This is a genomic window from Pseudomonas sp. WHRI 8519 (assembly GCF_040224055.2).
Lineage (GTDB): Bacteria > Pseudomonadota > Gammaproteobacteria > Pseudomonadales > Pseudomonadaceae > Aquipseudomonas > Aquipseudomonas putida_X.
Genome location: NZ_CP167996.1, coordinates 337,368 through 353,475 on the forward strand (window position 1 = coordinate 337,368; position 16,108 = coordinate 353,475).

Here is a 16,108-nt window from a genome sequence, read left to right on the forward strand (position 1 = left end):
CCTTGACACAAGTGACCGGCCAGTCTTGTGGCTCCCCGGCTCTTTGCGTATCCTCGGCGGTCCGTCAGAACAGTAAATAGCGGAATGCCCACCATGTCAGACCTGAAAACCGCCGCTCTCGAATACCACGCTCAACCTCGTCCGGGGAAACTGAGCGTCGAGCTCTCCAAGCCCACTGCCACCGCCCGTGATCTCGCCCTGGCCTACAGCCCAGGCGTTGCAGAACCGGTGCGTGAAATTGGCCGTGATCCTGAGCTGGCCTACAAATACACTGGCAAGGGCAACCTTGTTGCAGTTATTTCTGATGGCACCGCCATCCTCGGTCTGGGTGACCTTGGCCCACTGGCTTCCAAGCCGGTCATGGAAGGCAAGGGCGTTCTGTTCAAGCGTTTCGCCGGTATCGACGTATTCGATATCGAAGTCGAGTCGGAAAGCCCGCAAGCGTTCATCGACACCGTTCGCCGCATCTCGATCACCTTCGGTGGCATCAACCTCGAAGACATCAAGGCGCCAGAGTGCTTCGAGATCGAGCGCACCCTGATCGAGCAGTGCGACATCCCTGTGTTCCACGATGACCAGCACGGCACCGCTATCGTTACCGCGGCCGGCATGATCAACGCCCTGGAAATCGCGGGCAAGAAGCTTGAAGACGCCAAGATCGTCTGCCTGGGGGCTGGCGCTGCCGCCATCTCTTGCATGAAGCTGCTGGTCAGCATGGGTGCCAAGGTCGAAAACATCTTCATGATCGACCGCAGCGGCGTTATCCACGCTGGCCGTGACGATCTGAACCAGTACAAGGCCCAGTTCGCTCACGCTACCGACAAGCGCACCCTGGCTGATGCACTGGACGGCGCCGATGTATTCGTTGGCCTGTCCGGCCCGAACCTGCTGAGCGCGGAAGGCCTGAAGTCGATGGCTGCCAACCCGATCGTGTTCGCCTGCTCGAACCCGGACCCGGAGATCTCGCCAGAGCTGGCTCATGCCACCCGCAGCGACGTGATCATGGCGACCGGTCGTTCCGACTACCCGAACCAAGTCAACAACGTGCTGGGCTTCCCGTTCATCTTCCGTGGTGCCCTGGACGTTCGCGCCAAGCGTATCAACGAAGAAATGAAGATCGCCGCAGCCATCGCACTGAAGGACCTGGCCAAGCTGCCGGTGCCTAAGGAAGTTTGCGAAGCCTATGGCGTGGAAGGCCTGGAGTTCGGTCGTGAGTACATCATTCCGAAGCCACTGGACGCCCGCCTGATCACCGTCGTTTCCGATGCCGTAGCCAAGGCTGCCATCGAATCCGGCGTAGCTACCCTGCCATATCCGAAGCACTACCCGCTCAACAGCGTGGACGAAGTGTTCAACGGCTGAAGCAAGGCGCAAAAAAGAACCGGCTCAAATGAGCCGGTTTTTTTTTGCTTCGAGCTGCAAGCTGCAAGCTGCAAGCTTCAAGCTGCAAGCTACAAGCCTGACCGCGTCAGCATTGACTGGCGCGGTGGGTCAGTCAGCCGAGAACAGCTTGCCGCTTGCCGCTTGCAGCTTGCAGCTCAAGATACAAGCTACAAGCCTGACCGCGTCAGCATTGACTGGCGCGGTGGGTCAGTCAGCCGAGAACAGCTTGCCGCTTGCCGCTTGAGGCTTGCCGCTTAAAACAGATCCATGGGCGCCGCTTCGTCGGCTGGGAGGGGGCTGCCCGGGGCTGCTCCGTTGCCGAGTTCGTCAACCGAGGGGGGCGAATCTTCAGCTTTGAACAGCTCGAAATAGGCGTTAGGCGTGCTCGGGGAGGCGGCGCGGCCGCTCACCGGGTCGACCCGCAGGCTGAGGATGCCTTCCGGTTCTGCAGGCGGATGGTTGGGTTTGTCCTTGAGCGCCGCGCCCATGAAGCTCATCCAGATCGGCAGTGCAGCCGTCCCGCCATATTCGCGGCGGCCCAGGGTTTCCGGCTGGTCGAAACCTACCCACACGGTAGTGACGTAATCGGCATTGTAGCCAGAGAACCAGGCATCCTTGGACTCGTTGGTGGTGCCGGTCTTGCCCGCCAGGTCCGTACGGCCCAAGGCCAGGGCACGGCGCCCGGTGCCGCGTTTGATTACGTCCTGCAGCATGCTGGTCAGGATATAGGTGGTACGGCCATCGATGATCTGCTCGGCGGTTACCGGCACTTGTGGAGCAGGGGCCGGCTGGTTCGCAGCCGACTGCCCCTCACCTGGCAGCGACGCCGTGCTGATCGGTTGCTCTGGTGCAGCGAGGCCCGCATCGTCCTCGGCGCCCTGCGGCACGCGCGCAGGGTTGGCGGTGAACAGCGTCTCACCGTTGCGGCTCTCGATGCGCTCGATCAGGTACGGGTTGATCTTGTAACCACCGTTGGCGAAGGTGCTCCAGCCGGTGGCGATTTCCATCGGCGTCAGGGTCGCGGTGCCCAATGCCAGCGAAAGGTTGGGCGGCAAGTCCTGCTTGTTGAAGCCGAACTTGGTGATGTAGTCGATGGTGCGGCCTACGCCCATGGCCTGCAGCAGGCGGATCGATACCAGGTTGCGCGACTTGTACAGCGCTTCGCGCATACGAATCGGGCCGAGGAAGGTGTTGGTGTCATTCTTGGGCCGCCATTCCTTGTCCAGGGATTCGTCGACGAACACGATCGGCGCGTCGTTGACCAAGCTGGAGGCGGTATACCCGCTGTCCAGTGCCGCACTATAGATGAAGGGCTTGAAGCTCGAACCGGGCTGGCGCTTGGCCTGCATGGCGCGGTTGTAGTTGCTCTGCTCGAACGAGAAGCCGCCAACCAGTGCACGAATGGCGCCGTTGTAAGGGTCCAGCGTGATCAGCGCGCTCTGCGCTGCCGGCACCTGGCTGAATTTGAGTGTGCCGTCGTCCAGGCGCTGCACGCGTATCAGGTCGCCGACCTGGGCCACATCCGCCGGCGATTGTGGCGCCCGGCCCTGAGCATTGCTATTGATGAACGGCCGCGCCCACTTCATGGTGTCCCAGGCGATGTCTTCTTCCTTGCCGCCACGGGTCAGCACCTTCAGGCCACTCTTCTCGACCTGGGTGACGATGGCCGGTTCCAGCCCGCCCAAGGTGCGCTGCTTGTTCAATTCCTGCAGCCAGGCAGCCTGGCCTTTGCCCGGGAAGCGCGATTCAGGGCCGCGGTAGCCGTGGCGCTCATCATAATCGGACAGGCCACCGTGAACGGCCTTGTTGGCCATTTCCTGCATGTCGCTCGGCACGGTGGTGGTGACGCGGAAGCCCTCGGTATACGCCTCGCTGCCATAGCGGCCGACCATTTCAGCCCGGGCCATCTCGGCGATGTAGGGCGCATTCACCTCTGGTGCCGATACGTGGTAGCTGGCGTTGAGCGGTTCGGCCAGGGCGGCCTGGTAGCTCGCCTCGTCGATCTTGCCGAGCTTGTACATGCGGCCCAGGATCCAGTCGCGGCGCTCTTTTGCGCGCGCCGGGTTGGCCAGAGGGTTGAAGCGCGACGGCGCCTTGGGCAGGCCAGCGATCATCGCCATCTGCGCCAGGCTCACGTCACGGATCGACTTGCCATAGTAAACCTGTGCGGCAGCGTCGATGCCGTAGGCGCGGTTGCCCAGGTAGATCTTGTTCACGTACAGCTCAAGGATCTCGTCCTTGGTCAGTTCGCGCTCGATCTGCAGGGCCAGCAGAATCTCGTTGGTCTTGCGCGAGAAGCTGCGCTCGCTGGTGAGGAAGTAGTTCTTCGCCACCTGCATGGTAATTGTGCTGCCGCCGGTCTGTATGTGACCGGTTTTCACCAGTTGGGTCGCGGCGCGCATCAGGCTGCCCGGGTCGACGCCGTAGTGATTGAGGAAATTGTCGTCCTCGGCTGACAGAAGCGCCTGTATGAATTGCGGGGGAATGTCCGCGAAGCGGATGGGCGAGCGGCGCATTTCGCCAAATTCAGCGATCAGCTTGCCATCGCTGCTGTACACCCTCAGGGGTATCTGCAACTGGATGCTTCTGAGCGAATCGACCGACGGCAGGTTGGGGCTAAGATACAGAAACGCACCGCTCACACCGAGTACGAGCGCGCAGATGACTGCGACGAAAGACCACCAGAAGAACTTCAGCAGGCGTATCAAGGCTTTTGGGTGTCCAGGTTGAGGGGTGAGTTGCGCACGGAGCCGGCGGACGAAAAAACGCTGGGCATTATAAGCATTTTTCGCCTCGCCGGGTGACCGGCCGGGCAGCCCGCTGCACCGTCTGGCCATCGAGCCTGGGTGCTGGTGCGGGTTTCAGGGCTGACACAGAGGAGCAGCGATGCTTGGACGCATGGGCAAGGATGCCGGTTCACTGTTGGGGGTTGAAATCGCCGCCGATTCGGTTCGGCTTGTACAACTGCAACGCAGAAAAGGGCGCTGCGAGCGTCTTGCCTGGGAGGCCGAGCCGTTCGAGCCCGCAGGTGCTGGTGAGTGGTGGCAGGTGCCCGATCGCGTAGTGGCGGCGCTGCATCGCGCTTGCCGGCGCAGTGGCAGCCGCCAGCGGCGGGCCGCAGTGGCGCTGCCTGCCTCGCAGGTGATCTGCAAGTTGTGCCAGCTACCGGCCGACCAGCCGGTGGCCGAGATGGAGGCGCAACTCTTGGCTGATGCGGACAGGTTGTTTCCTTTTCCGCTGGAAGAGTTGGTGATGGACTTCCAGGTTTTGGGGCCTTCCTGTGGTCAGGCTGACGCGCGTGATGTTCTGGTGGTGGCTTGCCGGCAGACCGTGCTGCAGCCGTTGGAAGCGCTGTTCGACGAGGCCGGCCTGCTGCTGGAGGTCGTGGAGGTCGACAGCATCGCCTTGTGGCGAATGATGCCGCAACCGCGTGCAGACGGCTCCGCGCTGCTGCGCCTCGAACCTGGTAGCGCTACGCTGCATGGCTGGTCTGAAGGTGTGTTGCCGCAGCGGCGCGAAGTGCCCTTGGCCCGGCTGGATGAACTGTTTGTCGATAACCCGCAGGTGCAGGACCTGCTTCTGACTGGAAGCCTGCTGCTTGAGCAAGGTCGGCTCGATCAGTTGTGCAGCCAGTTGAATAGGCCTTGCCGGCCATTGCCGCAGGTGGCTGGCCTTGCATGCCACGACGGCGACATGGCACTGGCGACTGCCCTGGCGCTGGGGGCTTTGCGCTGATGCTGCGTATCAATCTTCTGCCCTGGCGCGAGCAGCAGCGCCAGGCAGCACTTCGCCGCTTTCAATTCAGGCTGATTGGCGGCGTGGTGCTGGCGCTTTGTGTGGTGTTGTTGATGGACCAGCTGGCACGCCAGCGCGCGCAGCATCAGTTGGCTGCCAACCTGGGCCGGCAGGCCGCCATCGCTGGTCTCGATACGCAGTTGCAGCAGCTTGACGTCATTCACCAGGCCCTCGACGCAGCACAGGCCCAAACCGCTCTGCTGGACGCTCTGTTCGCTGATCGAGGGTATCTGACGGCGCTGTTCAGCGCGCTGGAGCGGGCATTACCCGAGGGCGTTCAGGTGGTCGAACTGAAGGTCGAGGGTGAGCGGTTGCACGTGGTCGGGCTGGCTGCGTCCAGTGCTGTGATAGCGCAATTGATGCGCGATCTCGGGCGCTCCGGGGTATTGCTCGACCTGGAGCTGAAGCGGATCGAGAGCTTGCCTGCTGGCGAGAAGTTTTTGCTGCAGGCGCGGATGTCGGCCTCTTGGTCGTGAAACTGCGCACCCGTCTGGACTGGCAGGCGCTCGTGGCGCGCTCGCGCCTGTTCCGGTGTGCCCTGCCGATAGCTGCGGGGTGCCTGGTCGTTGCGGCAGGCTGCCTGATGCGTTGGCCGGAATGGCGGCAACTGCAGCACACAGCGCAGGCAAACCAAAAGGCCCTTGATGACAAGCACCAGGCCAAGGCCGCCCAGGTATCGGCTCGTGTGCATGCTCCGCAAGCGCTGAGCGACGCCCAGCGGCACTTGGACGATATGCGATGGCGGCTGGCGGCCGGCGGCGAAATCAGCGATCTGCTCGACCAATTGGCCGCATCGGGGCATGTGCATGGGCTGCATTTCGAGCGGCTTGAGGTACTGGATGAGCAGAATCAGCCAGGTTTTGGCCGAACACCGCTGGATGTGCAGGTCGTGGGGCGTTACGCGGCACTGCGAATGTGGCTCGATGATTGGCTTGGGCAGGTTCGCCTGCTGCGTGCCGGTGATATGCATCTGGCCAGTGCTCATGGCAGGCCGGGCGTGTTGAGGTTAAGGCTGCGTGTCGACGCCTTCCACGCCGATGGGGCGGTGGCAGAGCCGGAATCACTGGCTTGGCTGCCTGCGCGTGATCAGGTCAGGCCAGCTGTGGCCGACCCCTTTTCAAGCTGGTCGGGCCGCGCTGTCAGGCAAGGGCTCGCCAACATACCGCTCGCTCAGCTGGAAATGGTCGGCAGCTTGTCCCGAGGCATGCAGCACGAGGCTCTGCTGTTGTCTGCAGGGCGGCTCTATCGCGTGCGTTCCGGTGACCGGCTGGGGCGCGATGAGGGGGTGGTGGTGCGCGTGGACGCGCAACAGGTCGAGGTGTGCGAACGGTTGTTCGTGGGGGGCATTTGGCGCGAGCGCACCACAGTGCTGACACTCAGGAAGGGCGTGGACAGGGAGATCACGCGGGACAATGAACGGGATGATGAAGTGGCTGGTGGCGGCCTTGCTGCCGATGCCTTCGCTGGCAGCGACGCCTTATCAGGGTGAACCGGTTTCGCTGAACTTCCAGGACGTGGAAGTGCGCCTTGTGTTGCAGGTGCTGGCCGATTATGCCGGCATCAACCTGGTCGCCAGCGACACGGTGCAGGGCAGTATCACCTTGCGTCTGCAGGATGTTCCGTGGGATCAGGCGCTGGAATTGGTGCTGCGCAGCAAGGGGCTGGCCCGGCGGGAAGAAGGCAAGGTACTGGTGGTGGCGCCAGCGGCTGAGCTGGCCGAACAGGCGCTGGGGGCGCGTATGGGGTTGGAGTTGGAGGCCCAGTCGCAGCCGTTGCGCCGGGAGTTGCTGCCGATACAACACGCCGCGGCCCCAGAACTTGCCGAGTTGCTGCTGGCTACGTTGGCCGATGACGGCATTCTGACTGGGCGCGGTAGTTTGCATGTGGATGTGCGCACCAATACGCTGGTCGCTCACCAGCCTGAGGGCCGGCTTGCCGAGTTGCGCCAGTTGGTTGCGCAGCTGGATGTGCCTGTACGGCAGGTCGAGATCGAGGCCCGCATCGTGGAGGCCAATGTCGATTACGAGCACAGCCTTGGGGTGCGCTGGGGCCCGCGTCTCTATGGCGAAGCCCCTGCGTTGGGCGCGGACGTATTTGTCGATCTTGGGGTGGAGCGGGCCGGTTCCAGCATCGGCTTGGGCGTATTGCGCGGGGGCGTGCTGCTGGACCTTGAACTCAGCGCCATGGAGAAGACCGGTAATGGCGAAATCATCTCCCAGCCCAAGGTGGTAACGGCCAATAACGAGACTGCCCGTATCCTCAAAGGCACAGAAGTCCCTTACCAGGAGACCTCTAAGAGTGGCGCTACGTCGGTTGCATTCCGCGAGGCGTCGCTGTCGCTGGAGGTCACGCCGCAGATTACGCCGGACGGCAAGGTGATCATGACGGTCAAGGTGACCAAGGACGAGCCTGATTTCGTCAATGCCTTGAACGATGTGCCGCCGATCCGCAAGAACGAGGTCAATGCCAAGGTCCGGGTAGCGGATGGGGAAACCATCGTCATTGGCGGTGTGTACTCGACCACGCAAAACAATGTGGTCGACAAGGTGCCATTTTTCGGCGATCTGCCGTATGTTGGGCGGCTGTTTCGACGCGATGTATTACAAGAGAAAAAATCCGAGCTGCTGGTCTTCCTGACTCCGCGTATCATGAGTGACCAGGCGATTGCTGTGAGTCGTTGATTCTGTGCGAAATTTGATACTTGTAGGGCCCATGGGCGCTGGAAAAAGCACCATCGGGCGCCTGTTGGCCAAAGAGCTGCGCCTGCTGTTCAAAGATTCCGACAAGGAAATCGAACTGCGAACCGGCGCCAATATCCCGTGGATCTTCGACAAAGAAGGCGAGCCGGGTTTCCGTGACCGTGAGCAGGCGATGATCGCCGAGCTCTGCGCGCTCGATGGCGTGGTCGTGGCGACCGGCGGCGGTGCGGTCATGCGCGAGGCCAACCGCCACGCGCTGCACCATGGCGGCCGGGTGATCTACCTGCATGCCTCGGTGGAGCAGCAAGTGGGGCGTACTGCGCGCGATCGCAATCGGCCATTGCTGCGTACCGCCAATCCGGAGGCGACCTTGCGTAACCTGCTCGAGGCGCGCGACCCGCTGTACCGTGAGATCGCCGACATCGTGGTGGAAACCGACGAACGGCCGCCGCGCATGGTCGTACTGGATATTCTCGAACGCTTGCAGCAATTGCCGCCCCGGTAGGCCGGGACTATTCTCGGCCAGGGCCGAGGCGAGGTTCAACGTTACCGCGTGGGTCGCTCAGCCGGCGCCGCGCCCAAGTACATTGTGGGGATACATGCAGACACTTAAGGTCGACCTGGGCGAGCGTAGCTACCCGATCTACATTGGCGAAGGCCTGCTTGACCAGCCAGAACTGCTGGCGCCGCATATTGCCGGCCGGCAGGTTGCCATCGTTTCCAACGAGACCGTCGCGCCCCTGTATCTCGAACGTCTGAGCAAGACGCTGGGTGCCTATTCGGTGCTGCCAGTGATTCTTCCGGATGGCGAAGCCCACAAGAACTGGGAAACCCTGCAGTTGATCTTCGACGGCCTGCTGCGCGCCCGGCACGACCGCCGCACCACGGTGGTGGCGCTCGGTGGTGGCGTTATCGGCGACATGGCCGGCTTCGCTGCCGCGTGCTATCAGCGTGGCGTCGATTTCATCCAGGTCCCCACCACCCTGCTTTCCCAGGTCGACTCCTCTGTTGGAGGCAAGACCGGCATCAACCACCCGCTGGGCAAGAACATGGTAGGTGCGTTCTATCAGCCCAATGCCGTGCTGATCGACACCGCCACCCTCAAGACCCTGCCCGAGCGCGAGCTGTCGGCGGGCCTTGCCGAAGTGATCAAGTACGGGCTGATCTGCGACAAGCCCTTCCTCGGTTGGCTCGAAGACAATATCAAGGCCTTGCGCGCCCTTGAACCTGCGGCGCTGACCGAAGCGATCCAGCGCTCATGTGCAGCCAAGGCCGCCGTGGTCGGGGCTGATGAACGTGAGTCCGGTGTGCGCGCGACGCTCAACCTGGGGCATACCTTCGGGCATGCCATCGAAACGCACATGGGCTACGGTGTCTGGTTGCACGGCGAAGCCGTGGCAGCGGGCACGGTGATGGCTCTGGAGATGTCGATGCGCCTGGGCTGGATCGACCAGTCCGAGCGCGATCGCGCAATCCGCCTGCTGCAGGATGCAGGTTTGCCGGTGGTGCCACCACAGGAAATGACCCCGGCGCATTTCATGGAGCATATGGCGGTCGACAAGAAGGTGATCGATGGGCGTTTGCGTCTGGTGCTCCTGCGCCAGATGGGCGAAGCCGTGGTGACCGACGACTATCCGAAAGAGGTTCTTCAGGCCACGCTGTCGGCGGATTACCGCGCGATCGTGGCCCAGCTTTGAGGTTGTGACAGCGCAATGACCAGTTTGCATGCCGATGAGGCGTTTCTCGACCATTACCAGTTGAGCCACGATCCGTTCGCGCCGCGTGTGCCCGGCTTCAAGTTTTTCCCTGCCCAGCGCAAGCCTGTGCTCGGCCAACTGCACCACCTGGCCCGTTACAGCCAGCTGATGCTGGTGGTTACAGGGCCTGTAGGCAGTGGTAAAACCTTGCTGCGCCAGGCCTTGGTGGCCAGCACCAACAAGCAGTCGGTGCAGAGCGTAGTGGTCTCGGCCCGTAGCGCCAGCGATGCCGCCAGTGTGCTGGGCCAGGTGGCCCAGGCGCTTGAGCTGGCCACGGCGGACGTTCAGGCGATCCTCTCCAAGGTAGTCCAGCTTGCCCTCACCGGGCAGGAAGTCTATTTACTGGTGGACGATGCGGAACAACTCGACGAGTCGGCACTCCAAGCGTTGCTGGAGCTGGCTGCAGGTGTCCCGGAGGGGCGCCCGCACGTGTTCCTGTTCGGCGAAGCGTCGCTGATCGCCGGGTTGGACGAGATCCCTGTCGAGGAAGAGCGTTTCCACGTCATTGAACTCGCGCCCTACAGCGAGGAAGAGACCCGCGAGTACCTGGAGCAGCGCCTGGAAGGGGCAGGCCGGGGCATCGAGGTGTTCACCCATGAGCAGATCGTCGATATTCACGAACACTCCGACGGGTGGCCCGGCAATATCAACCAGGTTGCCCGCGATACTTTGATCGAAGCCATGATCGCCAGCCGTAGTTCGGCGAAGCGACCAACCATGGGGTTCAAAATGCCTAAGAAACACGTGCTCGCGCTGTCCGCTGTCGTTGTGGTCGCCGTTGCTGCTGCGGTTCTCATGCCCAAGAAAAGCGACAAGGCGGCCACGGATGCGCCGACGGCCCAAGCCCAATTGCCGCTGGGGGAAGGAAAGCCTGCTGACCCGGCGATCGAGTTCTCAGGGTCGTCGCAGCCGATGCCACTGCCGCTGGTTGGCCAGTCGCAGCCGGTGATGCGCGAGCCTCTGGCGCAGGCCGCCGGCATGGGGGATGGTGAAGAAGGTGGCCCGGCGGACAGCACTGCGCTGCAGCCGGGCAATCCGCCGACGGTCACGACCATCGCACCACCGCAGGGTGAGGCTGCCGGCCCTGCACCCACCATGGCCCAGGCCGCTACCAGCGCGCCGCCGGCTCAGCCGGTTGCTCCTGCGCAGAAGCCGGTAGCAACCCAGCCGGCCAAGCCGGTTGCACCTGCCAAGCCTGCTCCGGCACCGACCCAGGTTGCCACCGCCAAGCCCGCCGCCAAACCGGCTGGCGGGAGCGGTAACAGCGGCTGGTATACCGGGCAGAAGCCTGGCAACTATGTCGTGCAGATCCTTGGTACCAGCTCCGAAGCGTCGGCGCAGGCCTTCGTCAAGGCGCAGGGTGGCGACTATCGCTACTTCAAGAAAACCCTGCAGGGCAAGCCGCTTTACGTGGTCACTTATGGTAGCTTCGCCAACCGCGATGCAGCGGTTGCGGCAATCAAGAACTTGCCAGCGAAGGTTCAGGCTGGTAAACCTTGGCCACGTACTGTAGCCAGCGTCCAACAAGAGCTGGCCACGGCCCGCTGATACCTTCCGGGCGGCACCACCCCGCCGCCCAGTTGCTGAGCGATAACTGACTTTCGTCTAGCCTGCTGCGCCCGAGCGCGGCAGGCTTTTCTGTCCCAGGCTGCCGGCCACAAGCCAATCTTGCAGTCAGGGCTGAAACGCTTCAGACTCAAGCCAAGGCGCTATCACGGCGCATGGCGTAAAACATTCAATATTGCGACATAAATTTTCAATGGTGAGACATGAAAATTTGTGGGCATCGCTGTCGCTGTGCAACAATGGTTTTCCATGGCCACCGCAAAAAAGCTGGCATTTGATCGGCGTGGATGGTAAGTGGTTGTTAAAAAAGAGATTTGCCTCCGGTTGAGAGGTGAACCTGGTGAGAAAGTGTCTATGAAAACAGGTCTGTACCATCCCGAAGAATTCAAGGACAACTGTGGTTTTGGCCTGATCGCCCATATGACGGGCGAACCGAGCCACCACCTTCTGCAAACTGCCATGCAGGCCCTGACTTGCATGACCCACCGCGGCGGTATCAACGCCGACGGCAAGACCGGTGACGGTTGCGGTCTGCTCATGCAGAAACCCGATCAATTCCTGCGTGCCGTAGCCGAGGAACATTTTGCCGTCGAGCTGCCAAAGCAGTACGCCGTTGGCATGGTGTTCTTCAACCAGGACCCGGTAAAAGCCGAAGCTGCTCGCGCCAACATGGACCGCGAAATCATCGCTGCCGGCCTGACCCTGGTTGGCTGGCGCAAAGTCCCGATCGACACCAGCGTGCTCGGCCGCCTGGCGCTGGAGCGCCTGCCGCAGATCGAACAGGTGTTCATCGGCGGTGAAGGCCTGAGCGATCAGGAATTCGCCATCAAGCTGTTCAGTGCCCGTCGCCGTTCGTCCGTGGCCAACGCCCACGACGCCGACCACTACATCTGCAGCTTCTCGCACAAGACCATCATCTACAAAGGCCTGATGATGCCGCGCGATCTCGCGGCCTTCTATCCGGACCTGGACGACGAGCGCCTGCAAACCGCGATCTGCGTGTTCCACCAGCGCTTCTCCACCAACACCCTGCCGAAATGGCCGCTGGCGCAGCCGTTCCGCTTCCTCGCCCACAATGGCGAGATCAATACCATCACCGGTAACCGCAACTGGGCCATGGCCCGTCGCACCAAGTTCGCCAACGACCAGATCCCCGACCTCGAAGAGCTCGGCCCGCTGGTCAACCGCGTTGGTTCCGACTCCTCGAGCATGGACAACATGCTGGAGCTGATGGTCACCGGCGGCATCGACCTGTTCCGCGGCGTGCGCATGCTGGTACCGCCAGCCTGGCAGAACGTCGAGACCATGGACGCCGACCTGCGCGCGTTCTATGAATACAACTCCATGCACATGGAGCCGTGGGATGGCCCGGCCGGCATCGTCATGACCGAAGGCCGCCATGCGGTGTGCCTGCTTGACCGCAACGGCCTGCGCCCGGCGCGCTGGGTGACCACCAAGAATGGCTATATCACCCTGGCGTCGGAAATCGGCGTCTGGGACTACAAGCCTGAAGATGTCATCGCCAAGGGGCGTGTCGGCCCAGGCCAGATCTTCGCCGTGGACACCGAGACCGGTCACATCCTCGACACCGATGCCATCGACAACCGGCTGAAGTCGCGCCACCCGTACAAGCGCTGGCTGCGTCAGCACGCCTTGCGCATCCAGGCGACCCTCACCGACGACCAGGGCGCGGCCAGCTACGACGCTGACCAGCTGAAGCAGTACATGAAGATGTTCCAGGTCACGTTCGAAGAGCGTGACCAGGTACTGCGCCCACTCGGCGAGCAAGGCCAGGAAGCGGTCGGTTCGATGGGTGACGACACGCCAATGGCTGTCCTGTCGCAGCGCGTGCGTTCGCCTTACGACTTCTTCCGCCAGCAGTTCGCCCAGGTTACCAACCCGCCGATCGACCCGCTGCGCGAAGCGATCGTCATGTCGCTGGAGATCTGCCTGGGTGCCGAGCGCAACATCTTCCAGGAATCTCCCGAGCATGCCTCGCGGGTAATCCTCAGCTCCCCGGTCATCTCGCCCGCCAAATGGCGTTCGTTGATGAACCTGGAGCGCGAAGGCTTCGACCGTCAGCTGATCGACCTCAACTATGAGGAAAGCATCGGCCTGGAAGCGGCCATCCGCAATATTGCCGATCAGGCAGAAGAAGCGGTTCGCGCAGGCAAGACCCAGCTGGTGCTCAGCGACCGCTATATCGCCCCGGGCAAGCTGCCGGTGCATGCTTCGTTCGCCGTTGGCGCGGTCCATCACCGCCTGACGGAAAAAGGCCTGCGTTGCGACAGCAACATCCTGGTCGAAACCGCCACTGCCCGTGATCCGCACCACTTCGCGGTACTGCTGGGCTTCGGCGCCTCTGCGGTATACCCGTACCTGGCGTATGAAGTGCTGGCCGACCTGATCCGCACCGGCGAAGTGCTGGGCGATCTGGACGAAGTGTTCAAGTACTACCGCAAAGGCATCTCCAAGGGCCTGCTGAAGATCCTGTCGAAGATGGGCATCTCCACCATCGCCTCTTACCGTGGCGCCCAGCTGTTCGAAGCGGTGGGCCTGGCCGAAGAAGTGGTCGGCTTGAGCTTCAAAGGCGTGTCCAGCCGCATCAAGGGCGCGCGTTTCGTCGACCTTGAGGGCGACCAGAAGCTGCTCGCCGCTGAGGCCTGGAGCGCGCGCAAGCCGATCCAGCAGGGCGGTCTGCTCAAGTTCGTCCACGGCGGCGAGTACCACGCCTACAACCCGGATGTGGTCAATACGCTGCAGGCTGCCGTGCAGCAGGGCGACTACGCCAAGTTCAAGGAATACACCACGCTGGTCGACCAGCGCCCGGTATCGATGATCCGCGACCTGCTGAAGGTGAAGGTGGCCGATCAGGCCCTGCCGCTGGATCAGATCGAGCCGCTGGAGGCGATCCTCAAGCGCTTCGACTCTGCTGGTATCTCGCTGGGCGCGCTGTCGCCAGAGGCTCACGAAGCGCTGGCCGAGGCGATGAACCGCCTGGGCGCGCGCTCCAACTCCGGTGAGGGCGGTGAAGACCCGTCGCGCTATGGCACCATCCGTAGCTCCAAGATCAAGCAGGTGGCCACCGGCCGCTTCGGTGTGACTCCGGAATACCTGGTCAATGCCGAAGTGCTGCAGATCAAGGTTGCCCAAGGCGCCAAACCGGGCGAGGGTGGGCAGTTGCCAGGCGGCAAGGTCAACGGCCTGATCGCCAAGCTGCGCTATGCGGTACCGGGCGTGACCCTGATTTCGCCGCCGCCACACCACGATATCTACTCGATCGAAGACCTGGCCCAGCTGATTTATGACCTCAAGCAGGTCAACCCTCAGGCCCTGGTGTCGGTCAAGCTGGTGGCAGAAGCAGGCGTGGGTACCATCGCCGCTGGCGTGGCCAAGGCCTATGCCGACCTGATCACCATCTCCGGTTACGACGGTGGTACCGGTGCTTCGCCGCTGACCTCGATCAAGTACGCCGGCGCCCCGTGGGAACTGGGCCTGGCCGAAACCCACCAGACCCTGCGCGGCAACGACCTGCGCGGCAAGGTACGGGTACAGACCGACGGTGGCCTGAAAACCGGCCTGGACGTGATCAAGGCTGCCATCCTGGGTGCCGAGAGCTTTGGCTTCGGTACCGCACCGATGATCGCCCTGGGCTGCAAGTACCTGCGCATCTGCCACCTGAACAACTGCGCCACCGGCGTGGCCACGCAGAACGACAAGCTGCGCAAGGACCATTACATCGGCACCGTCGACATGGTGATCAACTTCTTCACCTTCGTTGCCGAAGAAACCCGCGAGTGGCTGGCCAAGCTGGGTGTGCGTAGCCTGGGCGAGCTGATCGGCCGGACCGACCTGCTCGACGTGCTGCCAGGCGATACCGAGCGCCAGCACCACCTTGACCTGTCGCCGCTGCTGGGCAGCTCGCACATTCCGGCCGACAAGCCGCAGTTCTGCGAAGTCGACAAGAACCCGCCGTTCGACAAGGGCGAACTGGCCGAGAAGATGGTCGAAATGGCCCTGCCGGCCATCCGCGATCAGGCCGGTGGCGAGTTCGCGCTCGACATCTGCAACTGTGACCGCTCCATCGGTGCGCGCATCTCCGGCGAAATCGCCAAGTTGCACGGCAACCAGGGCATGGCCGCAGCGCCGATCACCTTCCGCTTCAAGGGCACTGCAGGCCAGAGCTTCGGCGTGTGGAACGCCGGTGGCCTGAACCTGTACCTGGAAGGTGACGCCAACGACTACGTCGGCAAAGGCATGACCGGTGGCAAGGTCACCATCGTGCCGCCAGCCGGCAGCCCGTTCGAAACCCAGCACAGCGCCATTGTCGGCAACACCTGCCTCTATGGCGCCACGGGCGGCAAGCTGTTCGCCGCCGGCACCGCGGGCGAGCGCTTCGCTGTGCGTAACTCCGGCGCCCACGCTGTTGTCGAGGGTACTGGCGATCACTGCTGTGAATACATGACCGGCGGCTTTGTCTGCGTCCTGGGCAAGACCGGTTACAACTTCGGCTCTGGCATGACTGGCGGCTTCGCCTACGTGCTCGACATGGACAACAGCTTCGTCGACAAGCTCAACCACGAACTGGTGGAAATCCAGCGTATCAGTGGTGAAGCGATGGAAGCCTACCGTAGCCACCTGGCGCGGGTCCTTGGCGAATACGTGGAAGAAACCGGCAGCGAGTGGGGGCGTGAGCTCTCGGAGAACCTGGACGATTACGTGCGACGCTTCTGGTTGGTCAAGCCGAAGGCGGCCAATCTCAAGCAACTGCTGTCCAGTACCCGTGCCAACCCGCAGTAAAAACAGCTGCAAGTGGCAAGCCTCAAGCTGCAAGTAAGAGCAGCTCGAGGTTTGCCCGGCTTAAGTGATCGTCTTGCGGCTTGCAGCTTGTAGCTTGCAGCTGCTGTT

Annotated in this window: 10 protein-coding genes; 9 read left to right on the forward strand and 1 reads right to left on the reverse strand. The window is 62.6% G+C overall.

The window, feature by feature from the left end:
* Nucleotides 1-93 precede the first annotated feature (93 nt).
* Nucleotides 94-1,362: a malic enzyme-like NAD(P)-binding protein gene (locus ABRP30_RS01640; RefSeq protein WP_241805102.1), complete on the forward strand. Its 1,269-nt coding sequence runs from the start codon at nt 94-96 to the stop codon at nt 1,360-1,362.
* A 275-nt stretch (nt 1,363-1,637) separates the two neighbouring features.
* Here ABRP30_RS01640 and ABRP30_RS01645 read toward each other — a convergent pair whose 3' ends face one another.
* Nucleotides 1,638-4,091 (reverse strand): penicillin-binding protein 1A, encoded by a 2,454-nt coding sequence (locus tag ABRP30_RS01645; RefSeq protein ID WP_267820349.1) that lies wholly within the window; start codon nt 4,089-4,091, stop codon nt 1,638-1,640.
* Nucleotides 4,092-4,269: 178 nt separating this feature from the next.
* Here ABRP30_RS01645 and pilM point away from each other — a divergent pair, with 178 nt between their 5' ends.
* The 8 genes from pilM (at nt 4,270) to gltB (ending at nt 16,000) form a co-directional block, all read left to right on the forward strand.
* Nucleotides 4,270-5,118, forward strand: a complete 849-nt coding sequence (pilM, locus tag ABRP30_RS01650; RefSeq protein ID WP_267820351.1) for a type IV pilus biogenesis protein PilM — start codon at nt 4,270-4,272, stop codon at nt 5,116-5,118.
* Nucleotides 5,118-5,654 (forward strand): PilN domain-containing protein, encoded by a 537-nt coding sequence (locus ABRP30_RS01655; protein WP_241805105.1) that lies wholly within the window; start codon nt 5,118-5,120, stop codon nt 5,652-5,654. Before pilM ends, ABRP30_RS01655 begins: the two co-directional genes overlap by 1 nt.
* Nucleotides 5,651-6,667: a pilus assembly protein PilP gene (locus ABRP30_RS01660; RefSeq protein WP_267820353.1), complete on the forward strand. Its 1,017-nt coding sequence runs from the start codon at nt 5,651-5,653 to the stop codon at nt 6,665-6,667. The genes ABRP30_RS01655 and ABRP30_RS01660 overlap by 4 nt, the downstream gene beginning before the upstream one ends.
* On the forward strand, nt 6,591-7,859 hold the full coding sequence (locus tag ABRP30_RS01665) for a type IV pilus secretin PilQ (protein ID WP_267820355.1): 1,269 nt from the start codon (nt 6,591-6,593) through the stop codon (nt 7,857-7,859). The genes ABRP30_RS01660 and ABRP30_RS01665 overlap by 77 nt, the downstream gene beginning before the upstream one ends.
* A 4-nt stretch (nt 7,860-7,863) precedes the next feature.
* Nucleotides 7,864-8,382, forward strand: a complete 519-nt coding sequence (aroK, locus tag ABRP30_RS01670) for a shikimate kinase AroK (protein WP_241805111.1) — start codon at nt 7,864-7,866, stop codon at nt 8,380-8,382.
* A 94-nt stretch (nt 8,383-8,476) separates the two neighbouring features.
* A complete protein-coding gene (gene aroB, locus ABRP30_RS01675; protein ID WP_267820357.1) occupies nt 8,477-9,574 on the forward strand; it encodes a 3-dehydroquinate synthase in 1,098 nt (365 codons plus the stop codon).
* 15 nt (nt 9,575-9,589) lie between these two features.
* A complete protein-coding gene (locus tag ABRP30_RS01680) occupies nt 9,590-11,182 on the forward strand; it encodes an SPOR domain-containing protein (RefSeq protein WP_267820359.1) in 1,593 nt (530 codons plus the stop codon).
* A 372-nt stretch (nt 11,183-11,554) separates the two neighbouring features.
* On the forward strand, nt 11,555-16,000 hold the full coding sequence (gene gltB / locus ABRP30_RS01685) for a glutamate synthase large subunit (protein WP_267820360.1): 4,446 nt from the start codon (nt 11,555-11,557) through the stop codon (nt 15,998-16,000).
* The last annotated feature ends 108 nt before the right edge of the window (nt 16,001-16,108 follow it).

Coding starts and splice junctions, on each gene's coding strand:
- ABRP30_RS01640 (WP_241805102.1), top strand. CDS start 94: ATGTCAGACCTGAAAACCGCCGCTCTCGAATACCACGCTCAACCTCGT.
- pilM (WP_267820351.1), top strand. CDS start 4,270: ATGCTTGGACGCATGGGCAAGGATGCCGGTTCACTGTTGGGGGTTGAA.
- ABRP30_RS01655 (WP_241805105.1), top strand. CDS start 5,118: ATGCTGCGTATCAATCTTCTGCCCTGGCGCGAGCAGCAGCGCCAGGCA.
- ABRP30_RS01665 (WP_267820355.1), top strand. CDS start 6,591: ATGAACGGGATGATGAAGTGGCTGGTGGCGGCCTTGCTGCCGATGCCT.
- aroB (WP_267820357.1), top strand. CDS start 8,477: ATGCAGACACTTAAGGTCGACCTGGGCGAGCGTAGCTACCCGATCTAC.
- ABRP30_RS01680 (WP_267820359.1), top strand. CDS start 9,590: ATGACCAGTTTGCATGCCGATGAGGCGTTTCTCGACCATTACCAGTTG.
- gltB (WP_267820360.1), top strand. CDS start 11,555: ATGAAAACAGGTCTGTACCATCCCGAAGAATTCAAGGACAACTGTGGT.